Genomic DNA, 16,547 nt, shown 5'->3' with positions numbered 1-16,547 from the left:
GGTGCCTCCGTGCCGGGGGTCTCCGTGCCGGGGGGGTGGCTCCGTGCCGGGGCTCGGTGTCTCCGTGCCGGGCCCCGGCGGCTGCGGGAGTGCCGGCCTCACCGCTCCCGCGCGGCCAGGTCCGCCAGCACCTGGTGCAGCGGCTCCGTGGCGCGGCGGCGGTACTCCTGGACGGCCCAGCCGTTGCCGTCGGGGTCGGTGAAGTACATGAACGTGGCGCCGTCGTCGGGGGCGTACTGAACGGGTTCGGAGACGTCTAGACCCCGTTCGACGAGTTCGGCGCGGGCGGCCTTGATGTCGGCGACGCAGAGCTGGAGGCCCTGGTAGGAGCCGGGGGCCGGCCGGGGACCGCGGGCCATGTCCCAGATCGCGTCGCCCAGCGCGATCGAGCAGCCGGAGCCCGGCGGTGTCAGCTGGACGATGCGTATGCCGGGCATGACCTCCTGGTCGATGTCGACATGGAAACCGACCTTGTCCCGGTAGAAGTCCCGGGCGCGGTCGATGTCGCTCACGGGCAGCGGAATCACTTCGAGCGAGAAGTCCATCTGGTCCTCCGGGTCACCGTCGACGGCAGGGAGCGCTCAGCCGCCACAGGCCCGCCTGCGCCACGGCCTGCCCGACTGAACGCTTCTCCACACCGAACCGGAAAACGGCCCCGCCCGCCACCGGATCGGCGCGACACGTGGCGCCGGCCGGCGCAGCCCCCGGTCGTCAGCCCCGGACCGTCTCCGGGTCCCGGTCCGGTACGTGCGAGGCGACCAGGCGGCCTGCGGTCGGGTGGGTGGGGTGGGGTGCGGGCGTGCGGCGGGCGTCGACCGCGTAGGCCACCGCGGCGACCCCGAGGCCGAGGACGGCGAGGCCCGCTCCGACGACCGCCGGGGACGTGGTGCCGAGGCCCAGGGAGAGGGCGAGGCCGCCGATCCAGGCGCCGCCGGCGTTCGCGAGGTTGAACGCGGCCTGGTTGGCGGAGGACGCGAGGGACGGGGCGGAGGCGGCCTTCTCCATGACCATCAGCTGGAGCGGCGAGCCGGTGACGAACGCGGCGACTCCGAGGAGGACGACCGCCAGGGCCGCGCTCCACTGGGCGGACATGAACGCCGGGAACAGTGCGAGGACCACGACCAGGGAGGTCAGGCCGCCGAAGAGGGTGCCCCGCATCGAGTGGTCCGCGAGTCGGCCGCCGGCCAGGTTGCCGATGGTCGCGCCCACACCGAACAGGGCCAGCAGCAGGGTGACACTGCTGTCGGCGTACCCGGCGGAGCCGGTGAGCATCGGGGTGATGTAGCTGTACGCGGAGAAGAGTGCCGCGAACCCGGCGACGGTCGTGCCGAGGGCCAGCCAGACGGGCAGGGAGCGCAGGGCGCCCAGTTCGCCGCGCAGCCCGGTCGCGGGCGCCGTGGTGTGGTCGTGCGGGAGCAGCGCGGCCAGCGATCCGATCGCGGCGAGGCCGATCGCGCTGACGCCGAGGAAGGTGACCCGCCAGCCGAGCTCCTGCCCCATCAGAGTCGCCACCGGGACACCGGCGATGTTCGCGACGGTCAGCCCGAGGAACATCAGCGACACCGAGCGGGCCTTGCGCTCCGGCGCGACGAGACCGGTGGCGACGACCGCGCCCACGCCGAAGAAGGCGCCGTGCGGCAGACCGCTGAGGAAGCGGGCGGCGAGCAGCCAGTGCTCGTCGGGGGCGAGCGCGGAGAGCGCGTTGCCGGCCACGAACAGGGCCATGAGCCCGATGAGCACCGTGCGGCGCGGCATCCGGGCCGTGGCGGCCGCGAGCAGCGGGGCGCCGACGACGACGCCGAGGGCGTACGCGGAGACGAGGTGGCCGGCGGCGGGGATCGAGACACCGAGGTCGGCCGCGACGTCGGGCAGCAGGCCCATCATGACGAACTCGGTCGTACCGATGCCGAAGGCTCCTACGGCGAGGGCGAGCAGGGCCAAGGGCATGGGGGAACCTTTCGGGCCAGAAGGAGAGCAAGGGGAAGGAGGGATTCCTCCGGATGCCTTCCACTATATGTTCACTGACGGAACAAACTCTCCCGGCTTTCCCTTCCCACCCCGCTGACCTGCGGGATCAGCCGCCGGACGTGTCGATCGTCACCCGCGCCGCCACCGGCAGGTGGTCACTGCCCGTCTGCGGCAGGGTCCAGGACGCCATCGGCTCCAGACCCCGGACCATGATCTGGTCGATCCGGGCCATCGGGAACGACGCCGGCCAGCTGAAGCCGAAGCCGCTGCCCGCCGCGCCCTGGGTGGAGCGCATCTGGGCGGTGACGGCGTTCAGGGCGCGGTCGTTCATGGTGCCGTTGAGGTCACCGAGGAGGACGACGTCCCGGATGGGCTCGTCCGCGATGGCCTCGCCCAGCGCGTCGGCGCTCTTGTCGCGCTGGCGGGCGGTGAACCCGGCCTCCAGCTTCACCCGCACCGAGGGCAGATGGGCGACGTACACGGCGACCTGGCCCTCGGGTGTGGTCACGGTGGAGCGCATCGCGCGCTGCCAGCCCAGCTTGATGTCGACGGCGTGGGTCCCGCTCATCGGGTACTTGCTCCACAGCCCGACGGTGCCGACGACCTCGTGGTACCGGTACGTCGCCGCGAGCGCCTTCTCGTACACCGGCACCGCCGACTCCGTCAGCTCCTCCAGCGCGACGACGTCCGCGCCGGACGCGGCGACGTCACGGGCGGTGCCGGACGGGTCGGCGTTGTCCGCGTTGACGTTGTGGGTGACGACCATGAGGTCGCCGCCGCCCCCCGTCTTGCTGGTGACGAGGCCGCCGAAGAGGTTCAGCCAGACGATCGTCGGGACCAGGACCGCGATCAGCGCGATGGCCGATCGGCGGACGATCGCCAGGACCAGCAGCAGCGGGATCACGATGCCCAGCCAGGGCAGGAACGTCTCCGTCAGACTGCCCAGGTTGCCCACGCTGTTGGGGACCTGGGCGTGCAGCACCATCACGAGCGCGACGAGCAGGGCGAGGACCGCGACGACGACGCCGCGCCGCCAGATCCCGCGGTCGCCTCTCCATCCGCCGAACCACCGGCCGAGCAGGCGCCGAAGCCGGGATCCTTCGCGGCCCTCGCCCGTGCCGCCGCCGCCCGTCTCCGTCATGTACGCCTGCGCCATACCGTCGCCTCACAACCTGCCGTGCACACCGTCCCCCGCACCCGGGGAGTGCCGGGAAGTCCACGACACCGGGGTGTGGTGCGGGACTTCGCGGCACCCCCTAGACCCTAGGGGATGATCGCCGTCGATCCTGCCGCCGCGTGGCGGCCGTACGGGCACGAGGACGAACAACCCGCTGTTCGGAGTTCCGAACGATGGTGAACGGGTGAGCTCTGTAACGGAATGCGAACATTCGCTGTGACTCAGCTCGCAGGCGGACGCAGTCCTTCGAGCACCGTGTCGACCATGACCTCCGCGAGGTCGTCGGGGAGCGGCGAGTCGGGGCGCATGAGGGTGCGCACGAGCATGGGCCCGAAGACGAGGTCGCCGATGACGTCGAGGTCGACGTCGGCGCGGAGTTCGCCGTTGTCCTGTCCGCGCCGCAGGACGTCGGCGAGGGTCCGGCGGCGCGGGGTGACGACGTTCGCGTGGTAGGCGTCCCAGATCTTGGGGCTGGACTTCATCTGGGCGAAGACGTTGTGCAGGATCGCCGAGGAGCGGTTGGCGAGTCCGCGCCGGCGGACGGCCTCCAGCAGGACGACCAGGTCGTCGCGCATGGAGGTGCCGGGCAGCACCGGGTCGGGCGGTTCGGCGGCGCGCAGGACGTCGACGAACAGCTCCTCCTTGCCGCGCCACCGGCGGTAGATGGTGGCCTTTCCGACACCGGCGGTGCGGGCCACCCGTTCTATGGACAGCTCCGCGAGGGGCACACCGTCCTCCAGGAGCTTCATCACGCCCTCGATGATGGAGCGCTCCACGGCCTCGCTGCGGGGCCGCCCCCGCACGGGGCTCACATCCCTGGCCCGTCCGTCCTGGGCCCGGCTTCCGGCGAGGCTCACGGTCCACTCCGTCTCTGTCGTCGCACCGGGGTGATTCTCCCCCGGCCGCGCCCCCCGAAGGGCGCCCCCCTTCGCCCCGTTGGCCGGACCTCAGCGCTCCTGGGCCACCAATTCGGCCTCGTTCTCGTCCGGTTGGCCGGTCGCCGGCCGGCCCGGCAGGAAGACGGCCATGGCCACCGCGCCGAGGACGGCCACGGCGGCCCCGCACAGCGCCGTCACATGCATGGCGTGCAGGAAGGCGTCGTGGGCCGGGCCGACGAGGGCCGCGCCCCGGTCGCCGAGACGGGCGGCGAGGCCGAGGGTGGCCTCGATGGACTCGGCGGCGGCGTGCGGGGCGCCGGGCGGCAGGTCGTCCTCGATGCCGGAGCGGTACGCGGTGGACAGCACGGAGCCGAGGACGGCGATGCCGAGGGCGCCGCCGACCTGGCGGAAGGTGTTGCTGAGCGCGGACGCGGAGCCCGCCTTCTCCCGGGGCAGGGCCTGCATGATGACGACGCTCAGCGGGGTCATGACGTGGGCCATGCCCACGCCCATGAGGAAGAAGATGACCTCCAGGAGCCAGATGGGCGTGTCCTCGTCCAGGACGGCGAACGCGGCGAGCATCCCGGCGATCAGCAGCATGCCGGCCGTGCACACCACGCTGTTGCCGAAGCGGTCGACGACCAGCCGGGCACGCGGCGCGAACACCAGCTGGGCGACGGCCAGCGGCAGCATCAGCAGACCGGTCTCCAGCGGTGAGTAGCCGCGGACGGTCTGGGTGTAGAAGACCGAGAAGAAGGTCACGCCCATCAGGGCGAAGAAGACCAGGCCGATCACACCGATGGCGGCGGAGAAGACCTTGTTGCGGAAGAACGAGATGTCGATGGACGGGTGGTCGCTGCGCTTCTCGAACACCACGAACGCGGCGAGGACGGCGAGACCGGCGGCGATGGCGCCGAGGACCGTGGCGTCGGTGAAGTCGGCGAGCTGGCCGCCCCGGATGATGCCGTAGACGAGCAGCACGAGGCCGACGACCGAGAGCAGCACGCCGACGGGGTCGACGCGGCCGGGGTTCGGGTCGCGGGAGTCGGGGACCAGCCAGAGCATCAGGCCGAGGGCGAGGACGACGATCGGCACGTTGATCAGGAAGACCGAGCCCCACCAGAAGTGGTCCAGCAGGAGACCGCCGGTGATGGGGCCGATGGCGATGGCGAGGCCGACGCCGCCGGCCCAGATGCCGATCGCCTTCGGCTGCTCCTCGCGTTCGAAGACGTTCATCAGGACGGCGAGGGTGGCGGGCATCACGAAGGCGGCGCCGAGACCCATGACCGCGCGGAACGCGATGAGCTCGACCGGTGATCCGGAGCCGGCCGCCAGCGCCGACCCGATGCCGAAGACGACCAGACCGCCGAGCAGCACCTTCTTGCGGCCGAGCCGGTCGCCGAGCAGGCCCGCGGTGAACAGCAGTCCCGCGAAGACGAGGGTGTAGGCGTTGATCGCCCACTCCAGCTCGCTCTGCGTGGCGCCGAGGCCGGTGGGCTCGGGGGTGGAGATCGTCTTGATGGCGACGTTGAGGATCGAGTTGTCGAGCACCACGATCAGCAGGCTCAGCATCAGCACGCCGAGGATCGCCCAGCGACGGCGGTGCACCGCTTCCGGTATCCGGGATTCAGGGGCTGCGGAAGTCATGCCTTCGAGCGTAGGCCATTTCCGATACGAGACCGTCTCGTATCGGAATTCCTTTACCGAGGTCTTACGTGGCAGGGCCCGCTCCGCTTGCGCCTGAACGGTCACACCCACCTGCTCTGGCCCTCGACAGGACGAGGTGCCACCATGGAGTCGGTCCGGGGACGCCGTCAGGGCGCCTCGAGATGACATGAAGGAGCCGTGGCAATGACGCAGCTTTCGGCTGCCCAGACGAAGTCCTCCGACGGCAGCAAGACGCTGTACGGGGGCAAGGGCACACGCCGCATCACCGTCCGCGACATCGCCCTCGCCAAGGAACGCGGCGAGAAGTGGCCGATGCTCACCGCCTACGACGCGATGACCGCGTCCGTCTTCGACGAGGCCGGTATCCCGGTCATGCTCGTCGGCGACTCGGCGGGCAACTGCCACCTCGGGTACGACACGACCGTGCCCGTCACCCTCGACGAGATGACCATGCTGTCGGCGGCCGTCGTACGGGGCACCAGCCGCGCCCTGATCGTCGGCGACCTGCCCTTCGGCTCCTACCAGGAGGGCCCGGTGCAGGCGCTGCGCTCGGCGACCCGGCTGGTGAAGGAGGCCGGGGTGGGGGCCGTCAAGCTGGAGGGCGGCGAGCGGTCGTACGAGCAGATCCGGCTGCTGGTGGAGTCCGGTATCCCCGTCATGGCCCACATCGGCCTCACCCCGCAGTCCGTCAACGCGATGGGCTACCGCGTGCAGGGCCGGGGCGAGGAGGCGGCGGCGCAGCTGCTGCGCGACGCGAAGGCCGTGCAGGACGCGGGCGCGTTCGCGGTGGTCCTGGAGCTGGTTCCGGCGGAGCTGGCCGCCGAGGTCACGCGGGTGCTGCACATCCCCACGGTCGGGATCGGCGCCGGGGCGGAGACCGACGCGCAGGTCCTGGTGTGGACGGACATGCTCGGCCTGACCGGCGGCCGGGTGCCGAAGTTCGTGAAGAAGTACGCGGACCTCCGGGGCGTCATGACCGACGCGGCGAAGGCGTTCGCGGAGGACGTGGTCGGCGGGACGTTCCCGCTGGAGGAGCACTCGGTTCACTAGGCCGTTGGCCTGGTGGCCCTACAGCCACTGCGGTACGGAGCAGCCCGCCGATCTTCCCCCAGTCGGCGGGCTGTGGCGTTCGAGCGCCTCATGACTCCGGGGTGCGGGCGCGTCGGCGACTGCGGGTGGGTGGGGGCTGGTCGCGCAGTTCCCCGCGCCCCTGGAAAAGCGGGGCCCGCGGCCCCGTGCTTTTCCCCTGAAGGGCCGAAGGCCCGAAGCCTTCAGGGGCGCGGGGAACTGCGCGAGAAACCACAACGCACCCGCACCCGCCAACAACAGGCGCACCCCCGAGCTCCTGGGCGCCCGGCACCACGCCGCGCGCTGTCGGTGGCCTGTCGGTCGTTTGTCGGCGGCCCCTGACACCGTCGTCCGCATGACACGAATCGACAAGGAACCCAGCGGCGCGACCCGCGCTGTCACCGTACGGGGGCTGGTCAAGCACTACGGCGAGACCAGGGCGCTGGACGGTGTCGATCTGGATGTGCGCGAAGGCACCGTCATGGGGGTGCTCGGCCCGAACGGCGCCGGCAAGACCACCCTGGTCCGCTGCCTGTCCACCCTCGTCACGCCCGACGCGGGGCAGGCGACCGTGGCCGGCTACGACGTCGTACGCCAGCCGCGCGCCCTGCGCCGGGTGATCGGCCTCACCGGCCAGTACGCCTCGGTGGACGAGAAGCTCTCCGGCTTCGAGAACCTCTACATGATCGGCCGTCTGCTCGACCTGCCCCGCAAGGACGCCAAGGGCCGGGCGAACGGTCTGCTGGAGCGGTTCTCGCTGACCGAGGCGGCCGGGCGCCCGGTGGCCACGTACTCCGGCGGTATGCGGCGGCGGCTCGACCTCGCCGCGTCGATGATGGGCCGCCCGTCCGTGCTCTACCTGGACGAGCCGACGACCGGCCTGGATCCGCGTACCCGGAACGAGGTGTGGGACGAGGTCAAGCGCATGGTCGGCGACGGGGTGACCGTGCTGCTGACCACCCAGTACATGGAGGAGGCGGAGCAGCTGGCCTCCGAGCTGACCGTGATCGACCGCGGCAAGGTCGTCGCCAAGGGCGGTATCGAGGAGCTGAAGGCCCAGGTCGGCGGCCGTACCCTGCGCGTCCGGCCGACGGATCCGATGCGGCTGCGGCCCCTGGCGAAGGAGCTGGACGACCTCGGGATCACCGGCCTCGCCACGACCACCGTCGACCCCGAGGACGGCACCCTCCTCGTGCCGATCCTCAGCGACGAGCAGCTCACCGCCGTCGTCGGCGCGATCAGCGACCGCGGTGTCACCCTCGGCTCGATCAGCACCGAACTGCCCAGCCTGGACGAGGTGTTCCTGTCCCTCACCGGCCACCGGGCCAGTGCCCCGCAGGACCCGACCCCGTCCGCCGCCTACGAGGAGGTCGCCGTATGAGCTCCGTCACCCTGCCCCGCGCCGACGACACCGACGGCCGGATCGGGCCGCGGGCCCAGGCCCGGCACACGGGCGCGCTGGTGCGCCGCAATCTGCTGTGGATCCGCAACGACCCCCAGTCGATCGCCGACGCGGTCCTCATGCCGATCGTCTTCGCCCTGCTGTTCGTCTACGTCTTCGGCGGCTCCATCGGGCAGGCGCTGGGCGGCGGCCAGGAGCGCTATGTGCAGTACGTGATCCCGGGGCTGATGGCGATGCTCGGCATGAACATCGCCATGGGCGTCGGCACGGGCTTCAACGAGGACTTCCAGAAGGGCATCATGGACCGCTTCCGGTCGCTGCCGATCGGCCGGTCCTCGGTGCTGCTCGCGAAGATCGTGGTCGAACTGCTGAGGATGCTCCTCGCCACGACCATCCTGCTGACCGTCGCCGTCCTCATCGGCTTCGACATCACCAGCTGGCCCGGTCTGTTCGCCGCCGTGGGCCTGTCCGTCGTCTTCGGCTCGTCCCTGATGTGGATCTTCCTGGTGCTGGGGGTGACCCTGAAGAACGCGCAGTCCGTGCAGGCGATGGGCTTCCTGGTGCTCTTCCCGCTCCAGTTCGGCTCGTCGATCTTCGCCCCGCCGCAGTCGATGCCGGGCTGGCTGCGCAGCTTCACCGACTACAACCCGCTGTCCTCCCTCGCGGACGCCGCGCGCGGTCTGATGACGGGCGGCCCGGTCGCCGACGACGTGATGATCACGCTCGGCTGGTCGGTGGTGCTGACGGCGGTGATGGCGCCGATCGCGATCCACAAGTTCCGCACGAAGAGCTGACCTCCGCAAGTCCGGGCGCGATCCGAACCAGGGCCTAGATCAGGGCGCCGGCCTCCTCCAGGGTGAGGCCGGTGCCCTCGGTGTACGCGGCCCCGTACGCCTCGTCGTCCAGCCTCGCCCGGATCTCCGCCTCGGTGTGGGCGCGGCCCTCGGCCTCCAGCGGGCTGGGGTGGTGGCCGGGCGGGAGGTGCGCGTCGGAGGCGCCCAGGAGCCGGGCGGCGTCCCGGGCGCGCGCGCCGCCGTCCACGCCGGCGACGGCGAAGGCGGCGGTGACGAGGTGGGCGGCCGGCAGTTGGGGGGTGATCGTCTGGGCCAGCGGGTCCATGGCCTGCGCGAACGCCTCCCGGACGCGGTCCCGGGCCTCGGCGTGCCGTCCGGCCAGTGTCATCAGCCATGCCTCCAGCCCGAGGACGAAACCGGCGAAGAGCACGAAGTCGACGGCCTCGAACTCCTCGCGCAGTTGCGTGATGTGCCGCCACGCCTCGTCCAGGCGCCCGGTGCGGCCGAACCAGATGGCGAGGTAGAGCCGGGCCGCGGGCAGCGCCTCCCTGGGGGTGTCGTGCCGCGTCAGCACCTCCAGCAGCATCTTCTCGCCGAGTTCGGCCTCCCCGCACTCGAGGAGTACGTTGCCGAGCCGGACGCCGAGGACGCCCGAGTGGGCGTTGGTGCCGATCCGTTCGGCGTGGACGATGGCCCGCCGGTAGTCGGCCGCGGCGAGGTCGAACCGGCCGGTGCGCTCGTGGCTCATGGCGCGCGCCGAGAGCGCCTCGGCGGCAACCCAGGCGTCCTGGAGCCGTTCGCACAGCTCCAGCGCCTCGTCGGCGTCGCGGGTGGCGTCGCCGGACCAGTCGCTGCGGTTGGCGAGGATGTTGGCCCGCATGTGCAGGGCCTGGGCCAGCTCCCAGGTGTAGCCGAGTTCGCGGGAGGTGGCGATGCTCGCGTCGAGGATCTCCCGCAGCCGCCCCATGTCGCCGGAGAGCAGGACGGCGTAGAACCACATGAAGCCCGGGAAGCGGCAGGTCTGCGGCTGGCCCGGCCGGTAGGTGTCCCGGATCGTCCGCAGCTTCTCCTGCCCCTCGGGGGTCTCCCAGGCGGAGATCTCCATGTCCATGCAGGCGAGGTGGATGAGGTGGAGCGCCCGGCGGGCCTCGTCGAGCACCTCGGGGCGCATCGGCGGCGGGTTGTCGACGAGGCCCTCGCGGACGTCGGGGACGGGCCGGGCCGGCGGGGCGAACGGGTCGGGGCCGAGTGCCATGACCTGCGTCGCCCAGTGTCTGGCGTCGGTCTTCAGGTCGCGCATCTGCCAGTACCAGGCCAGCGACAGGACCAGACAGAGGGCGTCCTGCTCGTCGCGTTCGGCGACGGCGTGCCGCAGGGCGGTGCGGAGGTTCTCGTTCTCCAGCTCCAGCAGTTCGTTGGCCCGGCGCTGGCCGGGGCCGCGCAGCAACGGCTCGGTGGTGCGGGCGAGTTCGCGGTAGTACGTGCGGTGGGCGCGTTCGGCGGCGGGGCGGCTGCCGGCCTCGGCGAGCCGGGCGCCGGCGTACTCGGCGACGGTCTCCAGGAGCCGGTAGCGCATCTCGCCGTTCGCCGTGGGGGCCGCGACGACGAGGGACTTGTCGACGAGGGAGCCGAGCGCCTCCAGCGCGGCAGGGCCGCAGACGGCCTCCGCTGCGGCGAGGTCGCAGCCGCCCGCGAACACGGACAGCCGCCGCAGGACGTCCCGTTCCTCCTCGCCGAGGAGTTCCCACGACCAGTCGACGACCGCGCGCAGGGTCTGCTGGCGGGGCAGGACGGTACGGCTGCCTGAGGTGAGCAGCCGGAAGCGGTCGTCGAGCCGGTCGGCGATCTGGCGCGGCGTGAGCATGCGCAGCCGGGCCGCGGCGAGTTCGATCGCGAGGGGGAGGCCGTCGAGGCGGCGGCAGATCTCGGCGGCGGCCTCCGGGTCGTCGGCGACGGTGAAGCCGGGCCGGGCGGCGGCACCCCGGTCGGCGAGCAGCCGCAGGGCGTGGGGCTCGGCCAGGGGTTCCACGGGGCGCACCAACTCCCCCGGTACGCCGAGCGGTTCGCGGCTGGTGGCCAGGACGGTCAGGCCCGGGCAGTGCTGGAGGAGATGCTCGACGAGGTGGGCGGCGGCCGCCACGACGTGTTCGCAGTTGTCGAGGATCAGCAGCATCCGGCGTCTGGCGCAGTGCTCGGTGAGACGGCTCAGGGCGTCGTCGTGGCGGTCGGAGACCACCCGCATCTCCTCGGCTCCGGCGCCGCGCAGGACGGTCTCGCGGGCGCCGAGGGCGGTGACGACGGCCTCCGGGACGTCGGCGGGGTCGTCGACGGGCGCGAGTTCGGCGAGCCAGACACCGTCGGGCGCGGACACCGAGACCGCCTCGCCGGCCTCCTGGGAGAGCCGGGTCTTCCCGGCCCCGCCGGGCCCGAGGAGGGTGACCAGACGGGCGGTGGTCAGATCGGTGCGGATGGTGTCGATGTCGGCGTCCCGGCCCACGAAGGAGGTGAGCCGCGCCCGGAGGTTGCCACGCGGTCGGGTGGCGTCCTTTCCACCGTCCGCGGACGGCAGGACGGAACGGCCGTCCACGAGTGGCTGGGCCGGGCGGCCGTCCACGAGTGGCTGGGCCGGGCGGCCGTCGGCGAGCGGCTGACCGGGGCGGGTGGCCGCGGGGCGCCGGGAGGGGTGGCCGTCGGCCGGTGGCGGGGTGGTGCGGGCGCCCGGGGGGCCGGCGTGCAGCAGTTCCTCGTGCAGGGACCGTAGTTCGGGGCCCGGGTCCGTGCCGAGGCGGTGGGCGAGGAGGCGGCGCACGGAGTCGTACGCGGCCAGGGCCTCCGCCGGGCGGCCCGTGTCCCGCAGGGCGCGCAGCCGGAGGCACTGGAGGGGCTCGTCGAGGGGGTGTGTGTCGCAGAGGGCGGTCAACTCGGGCAGGGCGGTCTCCGCGCGGCCGAGGGCGAGCGCGGCGGTGAGGCGGGCCCGGTGGGCGTCGAGGCGGCGGGTCTCCCAGCGGGCGGCCTCGGCCGCGCGGTCGGGGAGGTCGGCCAGCGGCGGTCCCTGCCAGAGGGCCAGCGCGTCGTCGAGGACCACGGCCGCCTTGGCGGGGTCGCCGTCGGCGAGCGCCCGGGCGCCCTCGGCCGCGAGACGGTCGAAGCGGTGCAGGTCGACGTCGTCGGGCGCGGCGGTGAGGCGGTAGCCACCGTGCTCCGACACGATCGCGTCCGGGCCGAGCGCCCTGCGCAGCCGGCCCACCAGCGCCTGGAGAGCGCCGTTCGCGTCGGCGGGCGGATCGCCGGCCCACACCTCGTCGACCAGCGTGGACACGGTGACCGTACGGCCCGGGCGCAGCGCGAGCACGGTCAGCAGGGCGCGCAGCCGCGCGCCGCCGACGGGGACCGGGGTGCCGTCCGCGCGCGATGCCTGAGTGGTGCCGAGGATGCGGTAACGCACGGGGTCCATTGTCTCCGTCGGATCGGTGCCGGGTTCTTGGGTGTCCCACCTTCCTAGGAACCGGGAGCCGATCGCGAGACGTTTTCGCCTTGTGCCCGGTACGGTCGGGCAGTCCGTACGAGTGATCGATACCAGTGGCCGACACGTCCACGAGAGCCCGAGGAGCCCCATGACCACCGCCGCGTCCCGCCGGAGCGACCGGAGGATCAGCCCCGTCTTCGTGGGGATCGTGGCCGTCATGGCGGTCACGGGCTGGGCCACCTGGACCGGTTTCGCCGAGCAGCCGGGTCTCGCCGTCTTCCTGTTCGTGACGTCGGCGTGGATCGTCTCGCTGTGCCTGCACGAGTACGCCCACGCCCGCACCGCCCTGCACGGCGGCGACATCTCCATCGGCGCCAAGGGCTATCTCACGCTCAACCCCCTGAAGTACACGCACGCCCTGCTCAGCATCGTGCTGCCGGTCGTCTTCGTGATCATGGGCGGTATCGGTCTGCCGGGCGGCGCCGTCTTCATCGAGCGCGACCGTATCCAGGGCCGCTGGAAGCACAGCCTGATCTCGGCGTCCGGCCCGCTGACGAACGTGCTGTTCGCGGCGGTCTGCACGGCGCCGTTCTGGCTGGGCGTGACGGACGGGGTTCCGGCGGCGTTCCTGTTCGCCCTCGCCTTCCTGGCGATGCTCCAGGTGACGGCGGCGATCCTGAACTTCCTGCCGGTGCCGGGCCTCGACGGCTACGGCGTCATCGAGCCCTGGCTCTCGTACCGGATCCGCCGCCAGGTGGAGCCGCTGGCCCCGTTCGGGCTGCTGCTCGTCTTCGCGGTGCTGTGGATCCCGGCGGTCAACGGCGTGTTCTGGGACGTGATCGGCGCGTTCATGCGGGGCCTGGGCGTGGAGGACCAGCTCTCCGACTGCGGCTACTGGCTGTACCGCTTCTGGCGCGAGGACAGCGACGTGTGCCTGAGCGGTCTGTGACGACCCGGGGGACGGGGCGGGGCCTCAGCTCGCGGCGGACTGCCGCTCCGCCTTCGCGCGGCGCGCGTAGTACCAGGTCATGTTGGACGACAGCCCGGCCATCAGCACCCACACCACGCCCAGCCAGCTGCCCCGGGTGAAGGACACCACGGCCGCGGTGACCGCGAGCAGACAGACGACGAGGGCGTAGACGGCGAGGCGCCGGGCCGGGCCGGGTGGGGGCAAGGGGGGCATGGGGGTCTGCTCCTGTGCGATACGGCGGTACGTCGGTACGTCGGTACGTGGCGTCCAGTGTCCCCCATGCCCGGCCGCGCCTCACACGTCGGTCAGGCGGATCCCGGCGTGCGCCTTGTAGCGGCGGTTCACGGAGATCAGGTTGGCGACCAGCGCCTCGACCTGGTGGGCGCCTCGCAGCCGGCCCGCGAAGATGCCGCGCATCCCGGGGATGCGGCCCGCCAGCGCCTGCACGATCTCGACGTCGGCGCGGACCTCGCCGAGCACCATCACGTCGGTGTCGATCTCCTCGATCTCCGGGTCCTCCAGGAGGACGGCGGACAGGTGGTGGAAGGCGGCGGTGACCCGGGAGTCGGGCAGCAGGGCGGCGGCCTGCTCGGCGGCGCTGCCCTCCTCCGGCTTGAGCGCGTAGGCGCCCTTCTTGTCGAAGCCGAGCGGGTTGACGCAGTCGACGACGAGCTTGCCGGCCAGCTCCTCCCGCAGGGACTCCAGGGTCTTGGCGTGCCCGTCCCACGGCACCGCGACGATCACGATGTCGCTGCGGCGCGCGGTCTCGGCGTTGTCGGCGCCCTCCACTCCGTGGCCGAGTTCCTCGGCGGCGGCCCGGGCGCGGTCGGCGGCCCGCGAGCCGATGATCACCTTCTGCCCGGCCTTGGCGAGGCGGTACGCGAGGCCCTTGCCCTGCGGCCCGGTGCCCCCGAGCACGCCGACGACGAGCCCGGAGACATCGGGGAGGTCCCAGGGGTCCTTGGCCGGGGCCTTGGCGGGCGCCGCGCCGGTGGTCTCCGGGGTGCCGGGGGTCGTCTGTGCGCTGTCAGTAGAGGTCATGGGCTGACTTTACGTGCGCGGCCCGGGCGGGGGCCGGTCAGGTGGGGGCGCTCACAGGAGGGCGGCCACGGGGATCCGGCGGAACGTGATCGTCTCGTACGCGCCGAAGTCGCCCGTCTCGTACAGGAGCCCGACCGTGTCCTCGTCGACGCGGACGAGGTCGGAGTACGCGGCGGGCAGCCCGTCGACGGTGTGGGCGACCCGCCAGGTCGTGCCGTGGTCCGTACTGGCCCGTACGGTCATGAGGGCGCGGAAGCCGGGGTCGGCCGGGCCGGAGTAGAGCAGCAGGTCGGGGTCGCGGAGCTGGAGGACACTGCCCTCGACGACGGGGCCGACGAGTCCCGCCTGCGGCCGGAACGGCTTGACCAGGGTCTCGCCGCCGTCGGCGGAGTACGCGTCGGCGCGGGTGCCGGGAGCCGGGGAGTCGTTGCGGGTGTTGAAGTAGACGCGCCCGTCGGGGAGTTCGGTGGCGGTGGTCTCGTTGACGTTGACGTAGCCGTCGGTGTTGTCGTCGACGTAGCCGATCCGCCAGGTCTCGCCGCGGTCGTCGCTGAGCAGGCAGTGACCGCCGTTGTACTTGCCCTCCGTGCCGTTGTCGGTGCCGGTCGGCGGGAGGGAGTGGTTGGCGGGGACGACGACGCGGCCGGTGCTCAGCTGGAGTGCGTGCCCGGGGGTGGTGGCGTACCACCGCCACTCCCGCTTCTTGGTGGTGTCGGTGATCTCCCGGGGCCCGGACCAGGTCTCCCCCTCGTCGTCGCTGTGCCGCACCCAGATCCGCCGCCCGTCCGCCGGGCTCACGGTGCCCCGGCGGATGGCGTCCTCGGTGGCGGACGCGGCGTTCCGGACGTGGACCAGCAGGACCCGGCCGGTGTCCAGGACCACCGGGGCGGGGTTGCCCGCGAGGCCGTCGCCGTTCTCGGCGGCGACCCGCAGCGGGCCCCAGCTGCGACCGCCGTCCGTCGACCGCTTCACCACCACGTCGATGTTCCCGAAGTCCTCCCGGCCGCCGACCCGTCCCTCGCAGAAGGCCAGCAGGGCGCCGGACGCCGTGCGCACGACCGCCGGGATACGGAAGCTGGCGTAGCCCTCACGTCCGGCCCGGAAGGGGACGCCGGTCTCGGGAGTGGTGGAGACGGCGGTGCTGGGCTCGGGGGTGCTGGGTTCGACCGTGGGGGGCATGGGGGCTCCTGGGGGTGGGCGGCTCGGGTTGGCTGCGGGTGCCGGCGGGCCGGGGGCGCCGTCGGTGCGGGAGGCGTGGGCGGGCCGACTCGCCGTGCGTGCCCGGCGCGGGCGAATTCGCGGTGAACACCGGGTCACGAGTGGCCGGTTGCGGCAGGATGCCGGTGCATGGATGCCATCAGGGTCGCGTTGCTGCGCGAGGTGCTCGCCGGGACGGAGTGGCTGGGGGCGACACGCCGGTTCGCGGGGGCGCTGCGGCGGTCCGTGGTGTCGTACGGGGGCGGGCTGCTGCTCGTGGGCACCGCCGAGTACGAGCCGTGGCACCTCGCGGCGCACCTGGTGGACGAGGCCGCCTGGTCCGGGACGCCGGAGCTGTCCCCCACGCTCGTCCGGCACACCGCGCGCCCCTCCGGTCCCGCGCATCTCGCGGTCGGGCCGGACCGGCTGTCGGCCGCCCGCCGGGGCGAGACGCTGCTCGTGGTGGCGCCCACCGCGCCGGGGGCGGGCCTGCTGGAGCGGGTCGACGACGCGCGGCGGGCCGGGGCGACGGTCCTCGCACTGGACATCGGCGACCGGGAACTGGACGCGCTGGCCCACGAGTCGCTGGTGGCGCCGGACGAGCGGGGGGTCGACCTCGACACCGTCCAGCACCTGGTGAGCGCGGCGGCCGGGGAGAACGCGGTGCCCCTGCGGAGGGGCCGGGACCGGTTGCGTGACCGCCTGTCCCGGCTGGCGGACCACCTGACGTCCCCACCGCCGGCTCGGTGGTGACGGGAGGCGGGGCCGGGAAAACCGGTTGCTCTCGCGGGTGGCGCCGCTGAGCATGAGGCGACGTGAGCAGAACCGATGACGATGAGTGCGCCTCCTCGGGCGACGCGACGACGAGTTCGGCAGCGGCCGTTCCCCCCTGTACGTCCCCGTCCCCGTGCCCGTCCC

General features: G+C 72.7%; 14 protein-coding genes. 5 read left to right on the top strand and 9 right to left on the bottom strand.

Annotation, left to right across the window (positions count from 1 at the left end; genetic code table 11):
- Positions 1 to 98 precede the first annotated feature (98 nt).
- The 5 genes from ACZ4Z2_RS13150 to ACZ4Z2_RS13130 all read right to left on the bottom strand — a co-directional run bounded on the left by ACZ4Z2_RS13150 (position 99) and on the right by ACZ4Z2_RS13130 (position 5,670).
- Positions 99 to 545 carry a VOC family protein gene (locus ACZ4Z2_RS13150; RefSeq protein ID WP_468075292.1) on the bottom strand — a complete coding sequence of 149 codons (447 nt, stop codon included), beginning with the start codon at positions 543 to 545 and terminating at the stop codon, positions 99 to 101.
- A 166-nt stretch (positions 546 to 711) separates the two neighbouring features.
- Complete coding sequence (locus ACZ4Z2_RS13145; protein ID WP_468075290.1) at positions 712 to 1,947, bottom strand: MFS transporter; 1,236 nt, start codon at positions 1,945 to 1,947, stop codon at positions 712 to 714.
- Between the two features lie 127 nt (positions 1,948 to 2,074).
- Entirely contained in the window at positions 2,075 to 3,124 is a 1,050-nt protein-coding gene (locus tag ACZ4Z2_RS13140) for an endonuclease/exonuclease/phosphatase family protein (RefSeq protein ID WP_468075288.1), read from the bottom strand.
- Between the two features lie 242 nt (positions 3,125 to 3,366).
- Positions 3,367 to 4,002, bottom strand: coding sequence for a TetR/AcrR family transcriptional regulator (locus ACZ4Z2_RS13135; protein ID WP_468075286.1), 636 nt, complete (start codon positions 4,000 to 4,002; stop codon positions 3,367 to 3,369).
- 90 nt (positions 4,003 to 4,092) lie between these two features.
- The gene (locus tag ACZ4Z2_RS13130) at positions 4,093 to 5,670 is read right to left on the bottom strand and encodes an MFS transporter (protein ID WP_468075285.1); all 1,578 of its coding nucleotides are present in this window, start codon (positions 5,668 to 5,670) and stop codon (positions 4,093 to 4,095) included.
- A gap of 204 nt (positions 5,671 to 5,874) precedes the next feature.
- On the opposite strand from ACZ4Z2_RS13130, the gene panB reads away from it, so the two are divergent.
- The 3 genes from panB to ACZ4Z2_RS13115 all read left to right on the top strand — a co-directional run bounded on the left by panB (position 5,875) and on the right by ACZ4Z2_RS13115 (position 8,955).
- A complete protein-coding gene (panB, locus tag ACZ4Z2_RS13125) occupies positions 5,875 to 6,741 on the top strand; it encodes a 3-methyl-2-oxobutanoate hydroxymethyltransferase (protein WP_468075283.1) in 867 nt (288 codons plus the stop codon).
- Positions 6,742 to 7,114: 373 nt separating this feature from the next.
- Entirely contained in the window at positions 7,115 to 8,140 is a 1,026-nt protein-coding gene (locus ACZ4Z2_RS13120; RefSeq protein ID WP_468075281.1) for an ATP-binding cassette domain-containing protein, read from the top strand.
- Positions 8,137 to 8,955 (top strand): ABC transporter permease, encoded by an 819-nt coding sequence (locus ACZ4Z2_RS13115; RefSeq protein ID WP_468075279.1) that lies wholly within the window; start codon positions 8,137 to 8,139, stop codon positions 8,953 to 8,955. The genes ACZ4Z2_RS13120 and ACZ4Z2_RS13115 overlap by 4 nt, the downstream gene beginning before the upstream one ends.
- Positions 8,956 to 8,989: 34 nt before the next feature.
- On the opposite strand, the gene ACZ4Z2_RS13110 is transcribed toward ACZ4Z2_RS13115, so the two are convergent.
- Positions 8,990 to 12,409 (bottom strand): AfsR/SARP family transcriptional regulator, encoded by a 3,420-nt coding sequence (locus ACZ4Z2_RS13110; protein ID WP_468075277.1) that lies wholly within the window; start codon positions 12,407 to 12,409, stop codon positions 8,990 to 8,992.
- Between the two features lie 160 nt (positions 12,410 to 12,569).
- Between ACZ4Z2_RS13110 and ACZ4Z2_RS13105 the strand changes: the two genes are divergently transcribed.
- Positions 12,570 to 13,370 carry a site-2 protease family protein gene (locus tag ACZ4Z2_RS13105; protein ID WP_468075275.1) on the top strand — a complete coding sequence of 267 codons (801 nt, stop codon included), beginning with the start codon at positions 12,570 to 12,572 and terminating at the stop codon, positions 13,368 to 13,370.
- A 24-nt stretch (positions 13,371 to 13,394) separates the two neighbouring features.
- Here the strand turns inward: ACZ4Z2_RS13105 and ACZ4Z2_RS13100 are convergent, their stop codons facing one another.
- The 3 genes from ACZ4Z2_RS13100 to ACZ4Z2_RS13090 form a co-directional block, all read right to left on the bottom strand.
- Entirely contained in the window at positions 13,395 to 13,604 is a 210-nt protein-coding gene (locus ACZ4Z2_RS13100; RefSeq protein WP_468075273.1) for a hypothetical protein, read from the bottom strand.
- Between the two features lie 81 nt (positions 13,605 to 13,685).
- On the bottom strand, positions 13,686 to 14,432 hold the full coding sequence (gene npdG, locus ACZ4Z2_RS13095) for an NADPH-dependent F420 reductase (RefSeq protein ID WP_468075271.1): 747 nt from the start codon (positions 14,430 to 14,432) through the stop codon (positions 13,686 to 13,688).
- Positions 14,433 to 14,483: 51 nt separating this feature from the next.
- The gene (locus ACZ4Z2_RS13090) at positions 14,484 to 15,611 is read right to left on the bottom strand and encodes a sialidase family protein (protein WP_468075269.1); all 1,128 of its coding nucleotides are present in this window, start codon (positions 15,609 to 15,611) and stop codon (positions 14,484 to 14,486) included.
- Positions 15,612 to 15,779: 168 nt separating this feature from the next.
- On the opposite strand from ACZ4Z2_RS13090, the gene ACZ4Z2_RS13085 reads away from it, so the two are divergent.
- Positions 15,780 to 16,382 carry a hypothetical protein gene (locus tag ACZ4Z2_RS13085; RefSeq protein ID WP_468075267.1) on the top strand — a complete coding sequence of 201 codons (603 nt, stop codon included), beginning with the start codon at positions 15,780 to 15,782 and terminating at the stop codon, positions 16,380 to 16,382.
- Positions 16,383 to 16,547: the final 165 nt, after the last annotated feature.

The organism is Streptomyces sp. NPDC030183 (assembly GCF_055573455.1).
The sequence above is the reverse complement of the archived record's forward strand: the minus strand, read 5'-3'. Positions and strand labels throughout refer to the sequence as shown.